We start from the raw sequence: 20463 nt of genomic DNA on the forward strand, positions 1-20463 counted from the left end.
CGGTCGATCACGCCCCGGAGTCGGGGTGCTGCTGCCGGGAGCGGTCAGCCCCGGCGTACGGTCAGGGTCGTCCAGGCGCCGACGTGCACCCGGTCGCCCTCGTGGAGCGGCATCGGCACATACGGCTGGATCGGCTCCTCGGCGAGGTTGATCGTCGTGCCGTTGGTGGAGTTCTGGTCGACCACCGCCCAGCTGCCGTCCTGCTGCTGGACGAGCAGGGCGTGCTGGTGCGAGACGCCCGGGTCCTCCGGCGCGCGGCCGAGGTCGACGTCCGGTGACTCACCGGTGCTGTTCCGGCGGCGGCCGACCGCGATCTGTCCGTTGGCGAGCGGCAGCACCTGCTCGGGGGAGTACGAGGGCAGGTTGAGCCCCGCCGCCTCCGGGCCACTGCGGGCCATCATTGCCATGAAGTACTCGCGGTCCGGCGCGATGGCCACCACCCAGCCGTCGCCGACGACCGGCGGCGGACCCTGCGGCGGCGCCGCCGGACCCGGGCCGGGAGCGCCGTGCCACTGCCCGTCGGGGCCCGGCTGCTGCTCGTAGGGACCGGGCTGCTGGGGGTGCTGCTCGTACGGTCCGGGCTGCGGGTGCTGCTCGTACGGTGCCGGCTGCTGCGGCTGCTGCGGGAAGGGCGCGGGCGGCTGCTGCTCGAACGGGGCCTGCGGGCCGGGGCCGGGCGGCGCGGGGGTCATCGGCGGGGCCGCGTGCTGGGCGGCCGGCGGGTTCAGCGTCCAGTCGTCGCCGCCCTGCTGAGGGGGCGGCGGACCGGGCTGCCCCGCGGGACCGGGGCCGGGCATGCCGGGGGGCGGGCCGGGCTGACCCGGGAAGCCGCCGGGGCCGGGCATACCGGGCGGTGGACCCTGTTGCGGCGGCGGGAAGCCGTAGCCGTCCTGCCCGCCCTGCGTACCGGGTACGGGGGCGCCGGGGGCGGGCGGCGGGAAGCCGTAGCCGCCCTGGCCGCCCTGCGTGCCGGGGCCGGGGGCGCCGGGCGGCGGGGCGAACGAAGTCGGCGAGTTGGTGAGGAAGTTGTAGCGGCACTCGTCGCAGAACGGTGCCATCGCCTGGCGCGGCGTACGGCACTGCGGGCACAGCTCGGGCGCTCCCGGCTGCGCCGGCCGGCCGGGCTGCTCGGCACCGGGGACCGGGAACGGCGCGGGGGCGCCGTGCGGCGGGGTGCCCTGCGGGGGCAGGCCGTGCGGCGGGGTACCGGAGGCGTCGGGACCGCCGGGGGCGGGAGCACCGGGGAAGGGAGCGGGAGCACCGGGGAACGGCGCGGGGGCGCCGGGGCCGCCCGGACCGGGGACCGGCGGCGGGAAGCCGTAGCCGCCCTGCGGACCGGTGTCGCCGGGAGCGCCGGGGGCACCGGGACCGCCGGGGGCGGTGCCGGGTACGGGGGCGCCGGGACCACCGGGGCCGGGGCCGGGGGCGGGGGCGGGCGGCGGGAAGCCGTAGCCGCCCTGGCCGCCCTGGGGACCGGGGGCGCCGGGTACGGGGGCACCGGGTACCGGGCCGGGGCCGGGTGCACCGTGTCCGCCCGGGCCGCCGGCCGGCGGCGGGCCGGGGTGCCCCGGGGGCGGTGCCGCGGGGCCGGTCGGCTCGGCGGGCGGCGGGGTGTTCAGGAACCCCGCGGGCAGGGAGGGCGGCGGGGGGACAGCGCCCGCCATCCGCTGGCCGCACACCTCGCACCAGTCTTCGGCCACCGACTGGTGGCCGTTCGGGCAGGTCGGCATGTCGGTTCTTCCCCCTCCGTACCATTTCTTCAGGCGGTACTGATCGGTGCTGTTGGTGATCTTCTGTGGCTTTTTCTATGGCTGTTCAGCGGCGCGGACGGTGGCCGTCGAGCGTGTTCCGGGAGTTCTCCCGTCGGCCCCGGCGACCTTCGCCCGCAGTCGCACAGTACCGGTCGCGGCATCGACGACGCCCACCACCTTCGCAAGGAGTTTCGCAGCCTCCCCGTTCCCGGAGGCGCGGGCCAACTGCACCGCCCGGCCCAACATCGCCGCGGCGCGGGCGGCATCTCCCGACTTGCGGGCATCCAGTCCCTGTTGCATGACTTGTGCCAGTTCCGTCTGTCCTGTGTAGTGCGCGACCTGTGGGTCGATCGCCGCCGCGGCGGCCGGGTCGTCGGTCCAGACGGCCTTGACGAGCCCCTGCGACAGGGTTTGCGGAGCGGAGCCGTCCGGTCCGGAGAGCACCAGCGAGACCCGGGCGGCCAGCATCCGCCGGCCGAGGCCGGCGTCCGGGACCCGTAAACAGAGGTGGTAGTCACGCGACTCGTCACCCCAGGAGCCGGTCGGATACTCCCCGCAGCGGGGGCCCGCCGCCCGCCGCCGGGCGGTCAGGTCCTCGACGGCGGGAGCCACTTGCCGGAGGCGGGCGACCGCGGCGCCGCGCGGCGTCCACACCCGCAGCCCCACACCGGCGACGAGGCCCGCGGCGGCGTCCGGCACCGCCGGGACCGGCCCGTCCGGGCCGGTCCGCGGCGCGGGCACCGGGCGCCCGCCGGTCGTCCCGCCGCCGGTCGCGGTGACCGTGACGACGGCGTGCACCTCGCGTCCGCCCTCCGGAAGGCAGGGGTTCTGGTGCACCTCGGCGGAGAAGCGCGGCACGTGCGACTTGGCGAAGTTGGCCATCTGGTCCGCTCCTTGGGCCCCGCCCCGCCGGCCGGACCGCGGGCGGACGGCCGCCGCGGCGGGAGGGGCCGGTTGTCCGACTGGTGCGAGGGGGAGGCTCAGGCCGATCCTGCCCCTCCCGTGGGTGCGGGGAACGGCACCAGCGCGACCGTTACGTTGTCGTGCCCGCCGCCGCCGAGGGCGTGCGCGACCAGCGTGCGGGCGCCGTGCAGCGGCCGTACCGGCGCGTCGAGGGGCAGCACCGCGGCCATCGCGTCCGCCGACTCGGCGTAGTTCCACAGCCCGTCCGTGCACACCACGACGATGCCGGGGCCGTCCGGCTTGAACACCGCGGTGTGCGGCTCGACCTCGTACGCGTCCGCGCCCAGCCAGCCGGTGATGGCGTGCGCCCGCTCGTCGGCGTTCGCCTCGGCCTCGGTCATCAGGTTGTTGGCGACCATCTGGGCGGCCCAGGAGTCGTCCTCGGTGAGCCGGACGGGCGGCGCCGTGCGGTCGTCGGGGATCCAGTAGGCGCGGCTGTCGCCGACCCAGCCGACGGTCAGCAGCCCGCCGCCGACCACCGCGCCGACGAAGGTGCAGGCCGGGGCGTTCTGCTGGCGGTACTCGTCGTGCGCTATCGAGGGGTCGGCGGCCAGCGCGTCGACTGCCGCGGAGGCCGCCATGATGGCCTCGTGCATGGCCTGCTGGGGGTGCGTACCGCGCACCAGCGACAGCCGCAGGGCGGTACCCGCCGTCTCGGACGCCGCCTTGGACGCGTCGTCCGGGCGGGTCGCCGAGGAGACCCCGTCGCAGACCACCGCGACCACGGCGGGCGAACCGTCCGGCAGCTCCGTGGCGGCCAGCGCGTAGAAGTCCTCGTTGCGGTGGTGGCGGTGGCCGCGGTCACTGACCGCCGCGATGCCCGCCAACTCGCTCTCCAGGTGATCGCGTTGACGCCCGGGCGCCGACGGTGCGGGGGACGGGGCCTCGGGCGGGGCGTCCGCGGCGGCGCCGAAACCGGTGTCCGGTCCGGTGTCCGGTCCGCTGTCCGCATCGGCGTCCACCGAGCCGCCGGGCGCGGGTGCTCCTTCCCCTTCCCTTTCCCGTTCCTGTTCGCGTTCCTCTTCCCGTTCCTCTTTGCCGCCCCAGGCTGCTTCCGCTTCGGCTTCGGCCGTTGCTTCCGTTTCTGCTGGTGCCGCTGTTACGCCGGCCGCTCGGGGCGCCGTCCCGGCCGGTTCCCGCGAGGAGGCGTCTTCCCCGGCCGCGGGCCGCGCCCCGCCCGGTGCTGCCACCGCCTCTTCCCTTTCCTCTGCCTTGTTCCCTTCCGCTTCTCCTCCTGCTTCTCCTCCGCTTTCTCCTTCTCCTTCTCCTTCTCCTTCTGCTTCCGCTCCGGCCGCGGCGTCGGCGACGGCCTCGTACCCCACGACCCGGGGGTCGGCGGGCCGGGCGTCGGGCGCGGCGGGCACCTGGCCCGGCACCGGCGGCGCGCCCGCATCCCCGTACGGAATGCGGGTCTTGGGGTCGGGCGGCGGCGGCCCCGCCGGGGCGGCGGCGCCCGCGGGCGGCCCGAACCCGGTCGGCGCCCCGTACGCCGCCGCCGGCGCGGCCTCGCGGCCGGCCGGCGCGCCGTAGCCGCCGGCCGCCACCACCGGCGGCCCGTCCGGCCTTCCGTCCCCCGCCGCGGCGGGCGTCAGGAGCTCGGCGCCGCACCGCCCGCAGAAGTTGTCCCCCGTATCGAGCAGCTCATCGCAGCTCCGGCACCGGGACGGCCCAGTCACACCCATGTCACACCCACGTCCTGGGGCGGAAGCGGTTGGCCCGTTCCACCAGCTCGATCCTTTCCTCGCCACGCTGCGCAAGCCGCGCGAGCAGGCGGTACGACCGCTCCAGCCCGAACCGCAGGCCGCGTTCGTCCAGCGCGCTGCCGAGCAGCGGTGGCCGCTGCGGCGGTACGGGCGGCGCGGCGGCCCCGTCCGGCCGTTCGCCGTCCGGTCGTTCATCCGGCCGGGCACCGTCCGGCGGCCGGCCGTCCGGCCCGTCGCCGTGGCTCCCGGAGAGTACCCAGTCCAGGGCGCTGCCCAGTACTTCGGTGGCGAGCTGCGCCCGGCGCCGGTCGTCCAGCCCGAAGTCCGCGAGCGCCTCGACCTGTTCGGCGGCCGCCCGCAGATCCGGCAGCAGCGCCTCGCGCGGCGAGCGCTCCCGCAGCCGGGCGCGGACCGCGGCGACCCGGGCGGCCGTGTAGTGGATGGACGACTCCGGCACCGACTCCAGGGCCTCCACGGCGCCCGCCCGGTCGTCGGCCGCCAGCCGCACCCTGGCCAGCCCGAACGCGGCGCTGACGTAGCTGCGGTCGGCCGTCCACACCAGGCGGTAGTACTCGGCGGCGTTCTCCAACTGCCCCAGCAGCTCCGCGCTGATGCCCAGTGCCAGCTTCGGCGCCGGCTCGCCCGGGAAGGCGTCGTAGACCGCGTCGAAGGCCAGCGCGGCCCCCTCCCGGTCGCCGGTCGCCAGCGCCACCAGCCCGCGGTGCCACACCGTCCGCCAGTCCGCGTCCGCCGCCGGCTTCCCGGTGGCCCACCACTCCTCGCCGCCGTGGCCGGCATCCGCCCCGGCGGGCTCCAGGGCCGCCAGCGCCGCCGCGCCGTCGCCCAGTTCCAGACGGGCCCGCAGCATGCGCAGCCGGACCTCCGGCGAGTCGGCGGGCGCCGCGCGCAGGGCCGCCAGCAGCTCGGCCGGGGCGGCGTGCAGCCCGGCCAGGAAGCCTGCGTTGGGGTCGTCGGGGTCCACCCGCGGCACCGGCAGCGCCAGCGCGGCCCCGGCCGTGTCGAGCGGTCGCAGCACGGGACCGGCGGGCGCGCCCCCCGGCTCCGCCACCACCGCGCCGGCCGGGGGCGCCCCGCGGGCGCCCAGCCGCGACCCGTCGCCCGCCGCCGGCGCCATCAACTCCGTGTCCACGACCCGCAGTTCCGGCCCGAAGAGGGTGGACAGCGCCGGCCGCTGCTCACCCGACCGGAGCGCCATCACCTCCCGCAGCACGCCGGTCAGCTGCTCGGCCATCTCCTCCGCGGACGCGAACCGGCGGTCCCGGTCCGGGTCCGTGGCGCGCACCAGCAGCCGGTAGAACGACTCGTACGTCCGGAACACCTCGATGTTGTCCGGGTCCGGCAGCGAGTCCGCGAAGACGTTGGTGTAGCCCTGGAAGTCGAAGGTGAGGACGGCGAGGGTGCGCGCGACGGTGTACAGGTCGGAGGCGACGGACGGGCCCAGTTCGGCGACCTCGGGCGCCTGGTAGCCGATCGTGCCGTAGATGGGGCTCTCGTGGTCGTCCATCCGGCGCACCGCGCCCAGGTCGATCAGCTTGAGCTGGTCGTTCTGCTGGATGGCGTTGTCGACCTTGAAGTCGCAGTACAGCAGCTTGCGGCTGTGCAGGTGCCCGAGCGCCTCCAGGGCCTCGATGCCGTACGCGCACGCCTGCTCGACCGGCAGCGGATCGCGGCGCCCCTGGGGCGTGCGCCGTTCGTTGGCGAGGTCCTTGAGCGACTTGCCGCCGACGTACTCCATGACGATGTAGCCGTCCCGGCTGCCCGTCGCCCGGTCCAGATGCTCCACGAAGTTGTAGATCCGCACGATGTTGGAGTGCTCGATCGCGGCGAGGAACCGCCGCTCGGACACCGCCGCCGCCAGCGCCTCCTCGTCACCGGTGTCCAGCAGGCCCTTGAGCACCACCCACCGGTCGTCGACCGCGTGGTCCATCGCCAGATAGATCCAGCCCAGGCCGCCGTGCGCGAGGCAGCCCACGACCTCGTACTGGTCGTGGACGACGTCCCCGGGCCGCAACTTGGGCACGAAGCTGTACGGATGGCCGCACTTGGTGCAGAACCCCTCCGTCCATCCCGGCTCGCCGCCCCGCCCGCGGCCCACCGGCGCCCCGCACTCAGCGCGGCTGCAGAACCGCTTCCGTTCCGGGACCTCGGGGTGCGCCAGCACCGCCGCCCTCGGATCGGGCCGCGGCACCGCGGGGACCGCCACCAGGCCCGCCCCCAGCCGCCCCCGCGACGACCCGGAACCGGAACCGGTGCCCGCGCCGCCGCCCGGACCCGAACCGCGCGCCGACACCGCGGACCTCTCCCGAGCCGCCTCACCCTCCGCGAGGGCGCGCGAGCGGCGCCCGGCGCCGGAGCGCCCGGACGCACCGCCGCCGGCACCGTCCTCCCCGTCCCCGCCGCGGTCGCCGGACGCGTGGGTGCCGGCCGTCCCGGGGGAGCGCACCCCCGACGGCGGGGGCGCCGCGACGGTCGCCGCACCCCCGATCAGCGCCCGCGCCGTCACGCCCGTGGCCGGCGACGACAGCAGCCCCTCGGGCGAGACCACCGGCGCCAGTCCGCAGACGCCGCAGTACAGTTCGCCGTCGCCGACGTCCTCGTACCGCCCCTCGCAGTCCCGCCGCTGGCACCGCGCCCCGTCCCGCTCCGTCACGACTCCCCCTTGCCGTCCACCTGCTCCAGAGCCAGCGCCTCCGCCGCCGCCTCCTGATACCGCCACACCGCCTGCTCGGCCGCCCGCAGATCGCACGGCGCGCTCCACAGCATCCGCCGCGCCACGTCGTACCGCTCCACCAGCAGCGGATCCTCCGCCGGCCCGTGCCGCGCCACCCTCGCCCGGTACGCGTCCAGCCGGCCGCGCAGCTCGGCGCGCACCGCCAGCGGGGCGGTCACCGCCGTCAACGACTCACGGGCCCGCTGGAGTTCGTCCTCGGCCCGCTCCTCCAGACTGTCCAGCAGCGGCGACAGCCGGTGCCACTGCGCCCGGCGGCGGTACTCCGCGGCCGCCGCCAACTGCTCGTGCAGCACCGTCGACGGGCCACTGACCGCCGGCACCTCCGACGCGGCGATCTTCGCCAGCACCTCGCCGCGGGCCTGCCGCGCCTCGGTGAGCGTCCGGTCCGCCCGCGACAGCACGTCCCGCAGCACCATCAGCCGCCGCTCCGCGTCCTGCCGCACGTCCAGCACCGCCGCCACCTCGCGCCGGATGTCCTCCAGCGCCCGCGCCGCCCGGTCGTATCGGGCGGTGTCCGGACGGCCGCCACCGGGCGCCGAACTCCCCGTCGACGACGACACCCAGAACGCCAGCGGATCCGCGATCACCTGGGCACGCAGCCGCACCAGCTCGTCCGTGATCCGCTCCAGGTCGTCGCCCGCCGGATGCTCCCCGGGACGCACCCCCACCGAGTGCGCCAGCGACCGCGTCCGCTGCAACTCGGCCGCCAGCAGGTCTATACGGGCCGGCAGCGCCGACCACACCGCGTCCGCCGCCACGATCACGTCCAGCGAGCGCGCGTACAGCCCGTTCATCCGCTCGACCAGCCCCTCCAGGCTGAACCGCTCGCCCGGCGCCGTCACCTCGCCCGCCGGCCCGCCGGGCGCCGCACCCGGCACCGTCACCTCGCCGCCCCGCAGCAGCTCCGTCAGCTCCGCGAGATCCTCCGCCGACGGCCAGCGCCGACGGGCGCGCAGCTCACGAGCCGCCGTCAACACCGCCGTATAGGCGTCGAACAGCGACCACAGCACCGTGATGGACCGCTCCGTCGCGGCCCAGCGCTCCTTGGTGGTGCCCGACAGATCGGCGCCCTCCAGGAGCCGCCGGCCGGCATGGTCCTGCAACGCCAGCAGCGACGTCTCGATCGCCTCGTACTCGGCGCCGAGCCGCGCCAGCGCGCGGTCCACCTCCTCCCGGTCCAGCGCCGGGGCATCGGGCCTCCCCGCCGAGCCGGGGAAGGGTCCAGGGACCCCCATCGATCACCTCTCCAATACGCGTACGGTGCACGGCGGTTGGTGCGCCTGGGTCACTCGTCGGTCCTGCCGCTCCCTCTCCCCCCGCTCCAGCCCCTCCATAGTGACCCCATCGGACGCTCCATGGGGCGATCAGCCGCAGCCGGCCGCCGACCACCGGCACCCGCCCCGCCCGCCGCGCACCCGCACGCACCGCCGGCCGCCGCCCTCCGCACCCGCCGTCAGTCGCTGTACTCCGGCGACGGCGGCCCCGATATCCCCGGCAGATCGGCCTTCAGCCACGTGCGGTACGCCCGCATCCAGGGGCTGTCGGCACCGCCGCCCCGATAGTCGTCCAGGACCTTGTTGACCCGGCGCACCAGATCCGTGTCGTCCTTGTTCATCGCCACGCCGTACGACTCGTCCGTGAACGGCCTGCCCTTCAGCTCGACCGTCGGATCCTGCGCCGCCTGCGCCGCCGCCAGCGCACTGTCGGTGACCACCGCGTCCGCCTCGCCGAGCTGCAGCCGCACCAGGCAGTCGAGTTGGTTGGGCACCCGCAGCACCCGCGCGCCGTGGCTCTGCGCCGCCAGCGCCGCCTCACCCGTCGAACCGGCCGCCGTGCACACCCGCTTGCCGCGCAGCGAATCGTCGAACGCCCGCACCGACGACGACTTCGGCGCCAGCACCTGCTGCCCTGCCTGGAAGTACGCCGTCGAGAACGCCACCTGCTCCTTGCGCACGCAGTTGATCGTCATCGTCCGCACCACCATGTCGACCGTGCGCTTCTGCACCGCCGGGATCCGCTGGTTGGTCGGCACCGCCTGGAACACGACCTTGGCGTCCGGCCCCAGGATGTCCCTGGCTATCGCCCGCGCCAGATCGATGTCGAAACCCTCCAGCCGCCCCGTACCGGGGTCGCGATACCCCCACCGGTAGGTGTTCTGGTCGACGCCGACGACCAACTGGCCCTTCTTCTTGATCCGTTCCACCGCCGGACCGTCGTCCGCCGACGGCCGCAGGCTCTCCGCGGCATTGCCCGCAGTGCACTGCGCCGCCGCCGACCGGGCCGCCGCCGTCCCCGGCCCGTACGCGCGATGCACCGCCGGAGGGCCGGACACCCCGTCCGGAGCGCTCGCCGGGGAGTCCCGGCCCAGCGCCGGCACCAGTACGGCCGCGGCCACCGCCATCACCGACATCCCGGCCGCGACCGGCGCCAGGACGGCACGCAGATTCCCGAGCCCTCGCGCGCGCATCCTCATGTCCCTCCCACCCGGCTCACCCGGCCTCATCACCGGTACTCCGACAACCTGCGCCCGATACCCAGCACCGCACCCGCCGCGGCCAGTACGGCCAGCACCCCGGCCCCCTTCGCCAGCCCGGCGAACGCCCCGCGCCCGCCGTCCGCCGCCGACCGGAACCTGTCCTGCTCATGCACCAGCGCCTGCTGGAGCCCGGCGTCGACCCGGTCGAACGACGCCCCCGTAGAGGCGCCCGGGCCGATCACCTTCGCCAGCGCCCGCCCGTAATCCCCCTTGTCGTCCGCCTCCCGTGCCTCGGCGTGCCGCGCCTGCCATTCCGCTGCGGCCGCCACCGCGTCGCGCACCGGCCGCCGCCCCGCATCGTCGCCCGCCAGCGCCAGCGCCGCCCCCAGCCGGCCGCCGGCCGCCGCCCCGCCCCGGCCGGCGCCCACCAGATCCTTCATCCCGGCACGGAAGCCGACCTCGTAGAAGTCCTTCTGGTCGCCGGTCAGCACCGCACCGCGCGCCACCAGCGTCAGATTCTCGTCCCCGCGCGCCTGAAGGGCGTCGATCCGCGCCTCGTTGAGCACCCGCAGCGACCGGGCACCGTGCTCGTACGAACGCGTCAGCCCCGCACGCGCCACCGTGTGCCCCGCCACCAGCCACAGCAGCACCGCCACCGACGCCGCCGTGGCCGCCAGCAGACCGGTGTCGAACACCCTGTTGGTGCGCCGGTAATGCCGGCGCTGCGCCCACACCAGCGCACCGATGGCCATCACCCCCGCCGCCAGCGCGAACAACGGCCAGGACTTCGCCCGCCCGTAGTCCGCGGACAGCCGCACCGTCTCCGCGTCGTACAACGCCCGCGCCGCCGGGAGGAGTTCCCTGCGCATCTGGTCGTTCGCATACCGCAGGTACGCGCCGCCCAGCGGCAGCCCCAGCCGGTTGTTCGTCCGCGCCGTCTCGACCAGTCCCGTATAGCGCGGCAGCAGCTTGCCGAGCCTGGTGATCTGCACCCCGGCCGGATCCGTCGTGCCCGAACCCCGGGTGTTCGCCGACGCCTTGACCAGCAGCTCCGACGCCGTCGCGATATCCGCCGCATACCGGGTGCGGGTCGCCGTGGTCTCCGCGCCGCCCACCAGGAACCCCCCGGCGGCCGTCGTGTCCGCGTCCGCCAGCGACCGGTAGATGCTCGCCGCGTCCGCGGTCAGCGGCTGGCTTCGCTCCACCACGTCGTCGGCCGCCGCCGACCGGCTCGACACCTGCCAGGCCGTGGCCGCGCCGAACAGCAACACCAGCAGCGCCAGCACCGCCCCGATCACCCGCAGCCGGCCCGGCTCCGTGACCGCCGCGGCCCGCAGCCGGTCCAGGCCCTCCGCCCACGCGGTACGCCGCCGCACGGCGGGCCCCGAGGCACCGCCGGCCGGCGCGGACACCACGGACGGCACCGCGGACGGCAGCGCGGAAACCGACGTCACGGACGATGTGGACGACACCGACGAACCACCCCCTAGGTCGCTGACTGCGGGCCCGGCCCCCGCCCCGGCACCCGCGAAGCGCTCACGCGCACGGGTACACGGCCGTCAGTATGTCCTCCGCCACCGACAACCACACCGGTCTTGACCCGATCTTGCTCGGATTGCCATCCGCCCCACAACCCACCCGGCTCGCCCGCTCACCCCTCACCACGCCCGCCCGCCGGGCGTGGTTCCACGGCCCGGCGGGCGACCGGAACGGAGGGCTGCCCTCCGGCCGGAAGCGGAGGGCAGCCCTCCGCCGGGACGGGTGGGTGGTCTGCGGTCGGGACGGTGGTCTGCGGTCGGGACGGGTGGGTGGCGAATCGACTGGGGCGGGAGGGGCTTGCGCCCTGGGGCGGTCGCAGCCCGCCGGGAACGCGGCGCCTTTCCGTCGCGTCCGGGCCTGCACCTGCACCTGCACCCGGGCCCGAATCCGCACCTGCACCTACACCCGGGCCCGAATCCGCACCTGCACCCGTACCCGCGCATGACCGCCGCACGACCACCGGCCGCCGCATTACAGTGGCCGGGAAATCACCGGACATCGGGCGACCGGTATCGGGGGGCCGGTATCGGGTGGCCCGGGGGACCGTGCGGCGTATGCCGGACGACCGGCCGAAGGGAGTGATCGCGTGCAGACCGTCCGCAAGGGCAGGGTGTCCCTCGTGGAGTCCGCGACCGACGAGATCCGCGGCCAGATCGTCAACGGCACCTGGCCCGTGGGCAGCCGCATCCCGCCGGAGAGCGCCCTCGCCGAAACGCTCGGCGTCAGCCGCGCCTCGGTCCGCGAGGCGGTCCGCTCCCTCGTCCACTCCGGGCTCCTCGAACCCCGGCAGGGCGACGGCACCTTCGTGATCTCCGACGACGACAGTGCGGTCGCCCTCCGCCGCCGCCTGGAGCGCGCCGAACTCACCCATGTCACCCAGGTCCGCCAGGGCCTCGACGTGGTCGCCGCGCGGCAGGCCGCCAAGCACCGCACCGACGCCCAACTCGCCGGCATCGAGGCCGCGCTGGCCCGCCGCAAGGCCGCCCTCGCCGCGCACGACAGCGAGGTGTTCACCGCCGCCGACGCCGAGTTCCACGTCCTGGTGGCCGAGGCCGGCGACAATCCCGTGCTCGCCGACATCTACCGCTCCCTCAGCGCCGCGCTGCGCGACGAACTCCGCCGCGCCGCCTGCCTCGACACCGCCACCGCGGCCCCCACCGACCCGCACTCCCGCCTCACCGACGCGATCCGCGCCCGGGATCCGCAGGCCGCCGTCGACGCCGCCGTCCTCCTCCTGGCCGGCCATGTACGGGACCTGGCCCTGCCGTTCGACGACTGACGGCCCGCGACGACTGACCGTCCGTGACGGCTGACCGTCCGCGGCGGCTGGCCGCTCGTGACGGCTGACCGCCCGCGACGGTTGGCCGTCCGCGGCCGTCGTCGCGGGCCGGCCATCCCCGCACAGGTCGCCCAGCCAAGGGGCGCGCGCTTCACTCTCCACGCCCCCCGATTCACTCCCGCACGCCGGTGACGCCCACCTCGCCGCCGACTACGCTGAGTGACGAAAGGTGGTCACCACGCCACCCCATCCACTCATCGGAGGCACGACCGTGCGCTACTGGAACAGGCTTCTCGCCCCGCTCGCCAAGTCCCCCGCCGAGCCGTCAACCGTCCCTGACCCCACCCCAACGGCCAGCGGATTCCTCACCATCGGCGCCACGACCTACATCAACCCGACCGGTACGTACCCCATTTTCCACGCCACCGACGGCTCTCTCACCGCCATCATCAACGACACCGACCACCACATCACCATCGTCACGGAACGCGAGCATTCCCCACCACCAACCGACATCGTCCTGGCCCCCGGCGAACGCACGGAGACGGGCCGGGGGGACTGTGTCCAGGTCGGCTGAGCCGGACAGCGGCCGACCGGAGCCGGGCAGCACGCGCAGCCGTCCTGCGCCCCGTCCCGATGCCTGGGCCCAGGCTCAGACCGAGGGACGGCCTACCTCCAGGACCCCCGCAGCCGCTCATAGGCCGCTGACCGCTTCCGCGTCCCTGCCCGGTCCAGGGCGTCGAGTGCGGCGCCGAGCACCGGTGGGGCGGTGACGACCTGGGGGACGGCCTTCGGTGCCCGCTCCGTGAGGAGGTGGGTGAGGTGATCGTGGAGCAGGGGATGGCGGGCCGCCAGCACGCCGCCGCCGAGGATCACCGGGGTGGGTTCGGAAAGGAGGTCGAGGCGCCGCAGGGCGACGGTGGCCAGGAGAACGATCTCTTCTGCCTGGCGGGCCACGATCCCACGGGCGAGGGCGTCGCCGGCCGAGGCGACGTCGAAGAGAACGGGGGTCAGTTCGTGGCGCCGCGCGTCGGGGATCCGTTGGAGATGCAGGGCCTCGACCAGCTCCGGCATGGTGCGCAGGCGGAAGTGTGCGGGGAGCGCGCGGGCGAGTTCGGTCGGGGCGCCCCGACCGTCCTCGGCGCGGGCCGCGTGCCACAGCGCCTCCTCGGCGAGAAAGGAGCCGCCGCCCCAGTCGCCGGAGATCCGGCCGATCGACGGGAAGCGGGCGGTGGCCCCGCCGCGGCCCAGGCCGACGCAGTTGATGCCCGCGCCGCAGACCACCGCGACGCCCAGCGGTTCGCCGTCGTCCGGAAGACCGGCCCGTAGGAGGGCGAAGGTGTCATTGCGGACGGTGACGGTGCCGGACCAGCCGCGGTGGGCGATCTCGGAGGTCAGGTCGGTCACCTCGTCCGGGAGGTCGGCGTTGGCGAGGAAGGCGGAGATGTGGTCGACGGGGTCGCCGTCGGTCAGTCCGGCCTGCTCCCGTGCCGATGCCACCAGCGGCGCCAGGACGTCCACCGCGCGGGCGGCGCCGACCGCCGGGGGCTGGAAGCCGCCGCCACGGGCCCGGCCGAGGACCCTGCCGTCCACGGCCACCAGTGCCACATCGGTCTTGCTGTTGCCCGCGTCGATGGCGAGCGCCGTGCCGGTCAGGCCCACGTGAGGTGCTCCCGGTTGTGCGCGATCAGCTTGTCGGTGAGCCGGTCCGCGTAGTCGAGCTGGCCGATGAGGGGGTGTGCGAGGAGCGCTGAGAAGACCCGGTCCCGGCCGCCCTTCAGGGCAGCCTCCAGAGCCAGGTGTTCATAGGCCGTGACATGCGCGACCAGACCACTGAAAAGGGGGGCGAGGGGGCGGAGGGGGAGGGGGGCGGCCCCCCAGGAGGTCACCGTCGCCGGGACCTCGATCACCGCGTCGTCGGGCAGGAACGAGAACGTGCCGTTGTTGAAGGTGTTGACGATCTGGGTGTCACCAGGCCCGGGAGCCCGGACGGGCCGTCGGCCGCCGGTGCCGCGCCTGCCGCCGGTCCGAGGAGCAACGCTCGGTACGCCCCCGCCCCCGCCCCCGCCCCCCGTGCCGCCGGGCTGAGCACCGGAGTTGGCGAGGTCGGCGGCGTGTGCGGCGTCGGCGATGCCGGTGGCGCCGGTCGGGGCGGGCTCTGTGGGGGGTGTGCGCAGGAGTGAGGACGTCAGGTTCACCGCTGCTTCGGAGTAGAAGGCGCCGCCGCGTTGGGCGAGGAGGGCCGGTTTCTCGGCCAGGGACGGGTCGGCGTACAGGTCGAGGAGTTGGCGTTCGATGGCGGCGACCTCGGCGGCGCGGGAGGTTTTGGTGCGCAACTCCCTTACGACCGCGTCGTGTTGGTAGAAGTAGCGGAGGTAGTAGGAGGGGACGGCGCCCAGGTGGTCCAGGACGGCGCGGGGCATGCGGAGGTCGGCGGCGATGGCGTCGCCGTGTGCGGCGAGGAGTGCGGGGAGGACGTCGTCGCCGTCGACGCGTACCGCGCGTTCCCAGGTGAGGTGGTTGAGGCCGAGGTGTTCCAGCTCGACCTGCTCGGGGGCGACGCCGAGCAGTGCGGCGAACTTGCGCTGGAAGCCGATGGCCACGTTGCACAGTCCGACGGCCTTGTGGCCGTGGGTGAGCAGGGCCCGGGTGACGATGCCGACGGGGTTGGTGAAGTCGACGATCCAGGCGTCGGGGCAGCGGCGGCGGACCCGTTCGGCGATGTCGAGGACGACGGGGACGGTGCGCAGTGCCTTGGCGAGGCCGCCGGCGCCGGTGGTCTCCTGTCCGACGCAGCCGCACTCCAGCGGCCAGGTCTCGTCCTGGTTGCGGGCGGCCTGGCCGCCCACGCGGAGCTGGAGGAGGACCGCGTCGGCGCCGTCCAGGCCGGCGTCGAGGTCGTCGGTCCAGGTGATCCGGCCGGGGTGCCCCTGCGCGGCGAAGATCCGGCGGGCCAGCGCGCCGATCAGTGCCAGCCGGTCGGTGGCGGGGTCGACGAGGACGAGTTCGGTCAGCGGCAGGACGTCACGCAACCGTGCGAAGCCGTCGACGAGTTCGGGGGTGTAGGTCGAGCCTCCGCCGACCACTGCGAGTTTGATGCGGGGGTACGGGGGCCGTCCCCCGGAAGTCGGCAGCATGTCCGTTTCAGCCCTTCACTCCGGTGAGTGTGACGCCTTCGACGAAGGCTTTCTGCGCGAAGAAGAAGACGACGATGACGGGGGCCATGACCAGCAGCGTGGCGGCCGTGGTGAGGTTCCAGTTGACGTTGTGGGCGCTCTTGAAGGACTCCAGGCCGTAGGAGAGCGTCCAGGCGGCGGGGTTCTGCGCGGTGTAGATCTGCGGGCCGAAGTAGTCGTTCCAGCAGAAGAAGAACTGGAAGAGGGAGATGGCGGCGATGCCGGGGCGGGCCATCGGGACGACGATGCGCAGGAGGGTGCGCAGTTCGCCGCAGCCGTCCACCTTGGCGGACTCCAGATATTCCTGAGGGATCGTCAGCAGGAACTGGCGCAGCAGGAAGATGGAGTAGGCGTCGCCGAAGGCCATGGGGATGATCAGCGGCCAGACGGAGCCGGCGAGGTGCAGTTGCTGCGCCCAGACCAGGTACATGGGCATCACGACGACCTGCGGCGGCAGCATCATCGTCGAGACGACCAGGATCATCGCCACCCGGCGCCCGCGGAAGCGGAGCCTGGCGAGGGCGTAGGCGACGGGGACCGCCGAGCAGACGGTGAAGAGGGTGCCCAGGCCCGCGTAGAGCAGGGAGTTCCGCCACCAGTCGAGGAAGCCGGGGGTGGTGAACACGGTCGCGTAGTTGGACCAGTGCCAGGTGCGCGGCCACAGTTCGCCGCTCATGGCCTGGTCGTCGCTCATGACGGAGGTCAGGAGGACGAAGACGAACGGGAGGAGGAAGAAGAGGGCGGCGGCCAGGGCCGCGGAGTGGACGGCGATCCAGTGCAGCAGCCGCTTGCGGCGGGCGCGGGCCGCGGGGCCGCCGGCGGCGCGGGGGGTGCGGGCCGGGGCGGGGCGCGTGGGAAGCGTCGTGGTGGTCACGTCGAATCGGTCCTTCGTCACGTCGGATTGGCCCCCGGTCAGGTGGGATCGGTCTTCCGTGAGGTGGGATCGGTCCTTCGTCACGTCGGATCGGTCCTCCGCCATGGCGGGTCAGTCCTCCGCCGGGAGCAGGCCGGCGCGCCTGCGCATCAGCAGGGTGGTGACGGCCATCGCGAGGGCGAACAGGACGAGGGAGAGCGCACAGGCCGCGCCGGTGTTGAAGTTCTGGAAGCCCAGTGAGTAGACGAGCTGCGGGACGGTGAGGGTGGAGTGGTCCGGGTAGCCGGGCTGGATGACGGTGCCGGGCCCGATGGAGACGCCGGAGGCGAGCTTTCCGGCGACCAGCGCCTGGGTGTAGTACTGCATGGTCTGGACGACGCCGGTGACCACCGCGAACAGCACGATCGGGGTGATCGACGGCCAGGTGACGTAGCGGAACTTCCCCCAGGCGCCGGTCCCGTCCAGCTCGGCCGCCTCGTACTGCTCCTTCGGTACGTCGAGCAGCGCCGCCATGAAGATCACCATCAGGTCGCCGATGCCCCACAGGGACAGCAGGACGAGTGACGGCTTGGCCCAGTGGGGGTCGTTGAACCACGAGGGGGCGGGGATGCCGGCGGCGCCGAGGATGTCGTTGACCGGGCCGGTCGCCGGGTTGAGCAGGAAGACGAAGGCGACGGTGGCGGCCACCGGGGGCGCCAGATACGGCAGGTAGAACGCGGTGCGGAAGAAGCCGGCGCCGGCCTTGACCCTGGTGACGAGCAGGCCGGTGCCCAGCCCGAAGACGACCCGCAGCGCGACCATCACCACGACCAGCCAGAGCGTGTTCCACAGCGCCGGCCCGAACAGCGGCATCTGGGTCAGGACGTAGGTCCAGTTCCGCAGGCCCACGAATGCGGGCCGCTCGATCTGGTTGTAGTGCATGAACGAGAAATAGACGGTGGCGATCAGCGGATATCCGAAGAAGACCGAGAAGCCGATGAGCCAGGGGGAGAGGAATCCGGCGATACGCAGTCGTTCACGGGTGCGTTTGCGGCGCAGCGCGGGCGCGGTGGTCGTGGTGGCTGCCATGGGGCGCTCCGTCAGTTCTCGGACTGGAGGTTGTCGGCGTCTATCTGTGTGTCGAGTGTGCGGAGTCCCGCGCCGAGATCGCGGACCTTTCCGGCTTCGACGTCATAGGCGAAGTCCTGGAGTGCGGTGACATATTGGCCGCCGTTGTCGGACGGCGGCAGTGCGGTGCTGTGCGGATTCGCGGTGATGTCGAGGAAGGTGCGGAAGGCCGGGTCGGCGTCCAGTTTCGGGGAGGTGAGCGCGGCGTTGGTGGAGGGGACGTTGTGGAGGGCGTTGGCGAGGGCGACGACCTGGTCGGTGTCGGCGGTCAGGAATTTCACCAGTTCCCAGGCGGCGTTCTGGTGTCGGCTGCTGTGGGCGATGCCGGCGACCGTTCCGGTGAGATAGCCGCGGCCGTAGGTGTCGGCCCGGTCGTCCGGTACGGGCATCGGCGCGGTGCCCCAGGCGAACGGCGCATGGGCTTTCTTCAGCATCAGGCCGCGCCATTCGCCGTCCATGTGCATGGCCAGCTTCTGGGTCAGGAAGGCGTTCTGTGAGGACATCTCGTCGCCGAAGGTGGTACGGAACCTCTCCGTCGGGCCGTAGCCGCCCTGGGCGTCGATCAGTTCCCGCTGGGTGGTGAAGAATTCCTCGGTCGCCGGGTCCTTCGCCAGTTGTGCGGTGCCGTTCCGGTCGAAATAGGTGGGGCCCCACTGGGCGAACAGGCGGTCCGGACTGTTCTGGTAGAGGCGGAAGTTGGGCATGAAGCCGAGTTGTCGGTACGCGCCGTCGCCGGTGCGCCGGGTGAGTTTGACGGCGTCCCGTTTCAGTTCGGACATGGTGTGCGGGGGACGGGTGATGCCGGCTTTTTCGAAGGCGTCCTTGTTGTAGTAGAGCCCGTAGGTGTCGGCGAGCAGCGGCAGGGCGCACTGCTTTCCTTGGTACTGCGTAGCGGCGAGGAGGGGCTTGGGAAAGACCTTCTCCTTGACCACTCCGGTCTTCTTCAGGAAGGGGTCGAGGTCCGCCCACATTCCGGTGGAGCAGTACTGGCCCACGTTGTTGGTGGTGAACGACGAGACGACGTCGGGTGCGTCGCCGCCGCCGGCCCGCAGCGCCTGGTTCATGGTGTCGTCGGTGACGTTTCCGGTCGCCCGCACCTGGATGTTGGGGTGGAGTTTCTCGAAGCGGGCGATGCTGTCGTCGACGGCCTTCACTTCGTCGGCGTTGGACCAGCCGTGCCAGAACGTGAGGGTGACCGGCGCGGTGGGGTCGTCGCGGTCGCTGCCGATGGCGGGTTGGGCACAGCCGGCGAGGAGCAGTGCGGCGCCGGCCAGTGCCGCCGGCAGGCGGATACGCGGACGCGGGAGCGGCATGGCGCCATCCTTTGCGGCAGGAGAGTGCGGGGCGGTCGGGGCGGTGACGGCGGTGCGGCGGCGGCCGGTCGGCGGCGCCGGGTGCTCATGTGGTGCCTACGCGGTGCTCACGCGGTGCTCACGCGGTGTCGAACACCGCGTCGCGGGCCTCGGCGAGCGCCGTCCGCAGGGCGCCGGTGAGGATGGGGTTGCCCGCGATGTCGCTGATGCGGATGTCGGGGCGGGGCAGCGCGAGTCCGGTGAACTCCTCCTCGACCAGGGCGCGCAGTGCCTCGCCGCCGGCCTGCGGGACTTCGCCGGAGAGCACCACCAGCCGCGGGTCGACGACCGCGACGACCGCCGCCAGCCCGGTCGCCAGCCGCCGCGCCACCTCCGCGCGGACGTCGTCCCGGGCCAGCGCCCCGGCGACGGTGCGGACCTGTGACGCCCCGTGTTCCCGGGCCAGTTCGATGACGCTCGGCGCCCCGACCAGCCGCTGGAAGCCGCCGCCGGCGTCCGGCCGGGCGGCACTGCGGTCGCCGCCGCGGGCCAGCGGGGCGCCCGGCAGCGGCATGTAGCCGATCTCGCCGGCGCCGCCGGTGGCGCCGCGCAGCAGCTGGCCGCCGAGGACGATCGCGGCGCCGACGCCCTCGTCGACCCACACCAGGACGAAGTCGTCGAAGTCCTGGGCGGCGCCGTCGTGTTGTTCGGCCACCGCGGCCAGGTTGACGTCGTTCTCGATGACGAGGGGGATGCCGAGGACGGCGGCCAGTTCGTCCTTCAGGGCCCGCGACTGCCAGCCGGGGAGATGGGGGGCGTAGCGCAGCCGGCCGGTCTGCGGGTCGAGTGCGCCGGGGGTGCCGATGACCGCGCCGTGCAGCCGCTCGCGGTCCAGCCCGGCCTCGTGGAGCGCCTCGTCGACGGCCTGGGCCACCAGCCGGGCGGTGCGGTGCGGGGTGTCCTCGGCGACCGCGTCGGTGCCGACGCGTGCCTCCCCGAGGACCCGGCCGGTGATGTCGGCGACGGCGGCGGTGATGCCGAGTGGGTCGACGGCGAGCGCGGCGACGTGCGCGGCCAGCGGATTGACCTCGTACAGCTGGGCGTTGGGGCCCGGCCGGCCGGTGAGGTTCCCGGTCGTGCGCACCAGTCCGGCGGCGGCGAGCCGGGCCAGGAGCTGGGAGGCGGTGGGCTTCGACAGGCCGGTCAGCTCGCCGATCTGGGTGCGGGTCAGCGGCCCCTGGGACACCAGCAGGTCCAGCGCGGCCCGGTCGTTCATCGCGCGGAGTACCCGCGGTGTGCCCGGAGTTCCCTGTCCTGCGGCCATGGTTGCTGCCCACCCCGTTTCTGTTAGGAAACCTTCCAATTTCTGGAAGGGAAGGTAGGCCGCACATCAGGGGCACGTCAATGGCTACGGCGGCGGATTCGCCCGCCGCGCGCCGCGGGCGGGGCGTCGTGCGCCGCCGGGCCCGCCGCGGGCAACGGGCGCCGCAGGGGCCGGACATGGTGAAGGGGAGCGAAGGGGGGCGCCCGGTGGTCGGCCGGTACGCCCCC

At 74.1% G+C, this 20463-nt stretch carries 15 protein-coding genes; 2 read left to right on the forward strand and 13 right to left on the reverse strand.

Features of this window, described 5'->3' with window-relative positions:
* Positions 1 to 44: 44 nt before the first annotated feature.
* From GR130_RS05900 to GR130_RS05930, 7 genes are all read right to left on the reverse strand, one after another.
* Positions 45 to 1730, reverse strand: coding sequence for an FHA domain-containing protein (locus GR130_RS05900; RefSeq protein WP_159503725.1), 1686 nt, complete (start codon positions 1728 to 1730; stop codon positions 45 to 47).
* 75 nt (positions 1731 to 1805) lie between these two features.
* Positions 1806 to 2633: a hypothetical protein gene (locus GR130_RS05905; protein ID WP_159503726.1), complete on the reverse strand. Its 828-nt coding sequence runs from the start codon at positions 2631 to 2633 to the stop codon at positions 1806 to 1808.
* Positions 2634 to 2731: 98 nt separating this feature from the next.
* Positions 2732 to 4396: a protein phosphatase 2C domain-containing protein gene (locus GR130_RS05910; protein ID WP_159503727.1), complete on the reverse strand. Its 1665-nt coding sequence runs from the start codon at positions 4394 to 4396 to the stop codon at positions 2732 to 2734.
* A 1-nt stretch (position 4397) separates the two neighbouring features.
* On the reverse strand, positions 4398 to 7088 hold the full coding sequence (locus tag GR130_RS05915) for a serine/threonine-protein kinase (RefSeq protein ID WP_159503728.1): 2691 nt from the start codon (positions 7086 to 7088) through the stop codon (positions 4398 to 4400).
* The gene (locus GR130_RS05920) at positions 7085 to 8404 is read right to left on the reverse strand and encodes a hypothetical protein (RefSeq protein ID WP_159503729.1); all 1320 of its coding nucleotides are present in this window, start codon (positions 8402 to 8404) and stop codon (positions 7085 to 7087) included. Before GR130_RS05920 ends, GR130_RS05915 begins: the two co-directional genes overlap by 4 nt.
* Before the next feature lie 218 nt (positions 8405 to 8622).
* Positions 8623 to 9642 carry a glutamate ABC transporter substrate-binding protein gene (locus GR130_RS05925; protein WP_236572832.1) on the reverse strand — a complete coding sequence of 340 codons (1020 nt, stop codon included), beginning with the start codon at positions 9640 to 9642 and terminating at the stop codon, positions 8623 to 8625.
* A 29-nt stretch (positions 9643 to 9671) separates the two neighbouring features.
* On the reverse strand, positions 9672 to 11069 hold the full coding sequence (locus GR130_RS05930; protein ID WP_201305146.1) for a hypothetical protein: 1398 nt from the start codon (positions 11067 to 11069) through the stop codon (positions 9672 to 9674).
* Positions 11070 to 11770: 701 nt separating this feature from the next.
* On the opposite strand from GR130_RS05930, the gene GR130_RS05935 reads away from it, so the two are divergent.
* Together GR130_RS05935 and GR130_RS05940 are read left to right on the forward strand one after the other, a co-directional pair.
* The gene (locus GR130_RS05935; RefSeq protein WP_159503731.1) at positions 11771 to 12463 is read left to right on the forward strand and encodes a FadR/GntR family transcriptional regulator; all 693 of its coding nucleotides are present in this window, start codon (positions 11771 to 11773) and stop codon (positions 12461 to 12463) included.
* Positions 12464 to 12734: 271 nt separating this feature from the next.
* Positions 12735 to 13040 (forward strand): hypothetical protein, encoded by a 306-nt coding sequence (locus GR130_RS05940; protein ID WP_159503732.1) that lies wholly within the window; start codon positions 12735 to 12737, stop codon positions 13038 to 13040.
* Between the two features lie 92 nt (positions 13041 to 13132).
* Here the strand turns inward: GR130_RS05940 and GR130_RS05945 are convergent, their stop codons facing one another.
* The 6 genes from GR130_RS05945 to GR130_RS05970 all read right to left on the reverse strand — a co-directional run bounded on the left by GR130_RS05945 (position 13133) and on the right by GR130_RS05970 (position 20188).
* Positions 13133 to 14125 carry an N-acetylglucosamine kinase gene (locus GR130_RS05945; RefSeq protein WP_159503733.1) on the reverse strand — a complete coding sequence of 331 codons (993 nt, stop codon included), beginning with the start codon at positions 14123 to 14125 and terminating at the stop codon, positions 13133 to 13135.
* Entirely contained in the window at positions 14116 to 15561 is a 1446-nt protein-coding gene (locus GR130_RS41755) for a 6-phospho-beta-glucosidase (protein ID WP_236573917.1), read from the reverse strand. The genes GR130_RS05945 and GR130_RS41755 overlap by 10 nt, the downstream gene beginning before the upstream one ends.
* Positions 15562 to 15607: 46 nt before the next feature.
* Complete coding sequence (locus GR130_RS05955; protein WP_201304804.1) at positions 15608 to 16513, reverse strand: carbohydrate ABC transporter permease; 906 nt, start codon at positions 16511 to 16513, stop codon at positions 15608 to 15610.
* 111 nt (positions 16514 to 16624) lie between these two features.
* Complete coding sequence (locus GR130_RS05960; protein ID WP_159503736.1) at positions 16625 to 17581, reverse strand: carbohydrate ABC transporter permease; 957 nt, start codon at positions 17579 to 17581, stop codon at positions 16625 to 16627.
* A gap of 11 nt (positions 17582 to 17592) precedes the next feature.
* Positions 17593 to 18933, reverse strand: coding sequence for an ABC transporter substrate-binding protein (locus GR130_RS05965; RefSeq protein WP_159503737.1), 1341 nt, complete (start codon positions 18931 to 18933; stop codon positions 17593 to 17595).
* Between the two features lie 118 nt (positions 18934 to 19051).
* On the reverse strand, positions 19052 to 20188 hold the full coding sequence (locus GR130_RS05970; RefSeq protein ID WP_159509776.1) for an ROK family protein: 1137 nt from the start codon (positions 20186 to 20188) through the stop codon (positions 19052 to 19054).
* Between the last annotated feature and the right edge of the window lie 275 nt (positions 20189 to 20463).

It is taken from the genome of Streptomyces sp. GS7, from assembly GCF_009834125.1.
GTDB lineage: Bacteria > Actinomycetota > Actinomycetes > Streptomycetales > Streptomycetaceae > Streptomyces.

Bases quoted from the DNA above. Each gene is read 5' to 3' on its own strand.
- GR130_RS05900 (WP_159503725.1), bottom strand. From the start codon at position 1,730: ATGCCGACCTGCCCGAACGGCCACCAGTCGGTGGCCGAAGACTGGTGC.
- GR130_RS05905 (WP_159503726.1), bottom strand. From the start codon at position 2,633: ATGGCCAACTTCGCCAAGTCGCACGTGCCGCGCTTCTCCGCCGAGGTG.
- GR130_RS05910 (WP_159503727.1), bottom strand. From the start codon at position 4,396: ATGGGTGTGACTGGGCCGTCCCGGTGCCGGAGCTGCGATGAGCTGCTC.
- GR130_RS05920 (WP_159503729.1), bottom strand. From the start codon at position 8,404: ATGGGGGTCCCTGGACCCTTCCCCGGCTCGGCGGGGAGGCCCGATGCC.
- GR130_RS05925 (WP_236572832.1), bottom strand. From the start codon at position 9,642: ATGAGGATGCGCGCGCGAGGGCTCGGGAATCTGCGTGCCGTCCTGGCG.
- GR130_RS05960 (WP_159503736.1), bottom strand. From the start codon at position 17,581: ATGGCAGCCACCACGACCACCGCGCCCGCGCTGCGCCGCAAACGCACC.
- GR130_RS05965 (WP_159503737.1), bottom strand. From the start codon at position 18,933: ATGCCGCTCCCGCGTCCGCGTATCCGCCTGCCGGCGGCACTGGCCGGC.
- GR130_RS05970 (WP_159509776.1), bottom strand. From the start codon at position 20,188: ATGAACGACCGGGCCGCGCTGGACCTGCTGGTGTCCCAGGGGCCGCTG.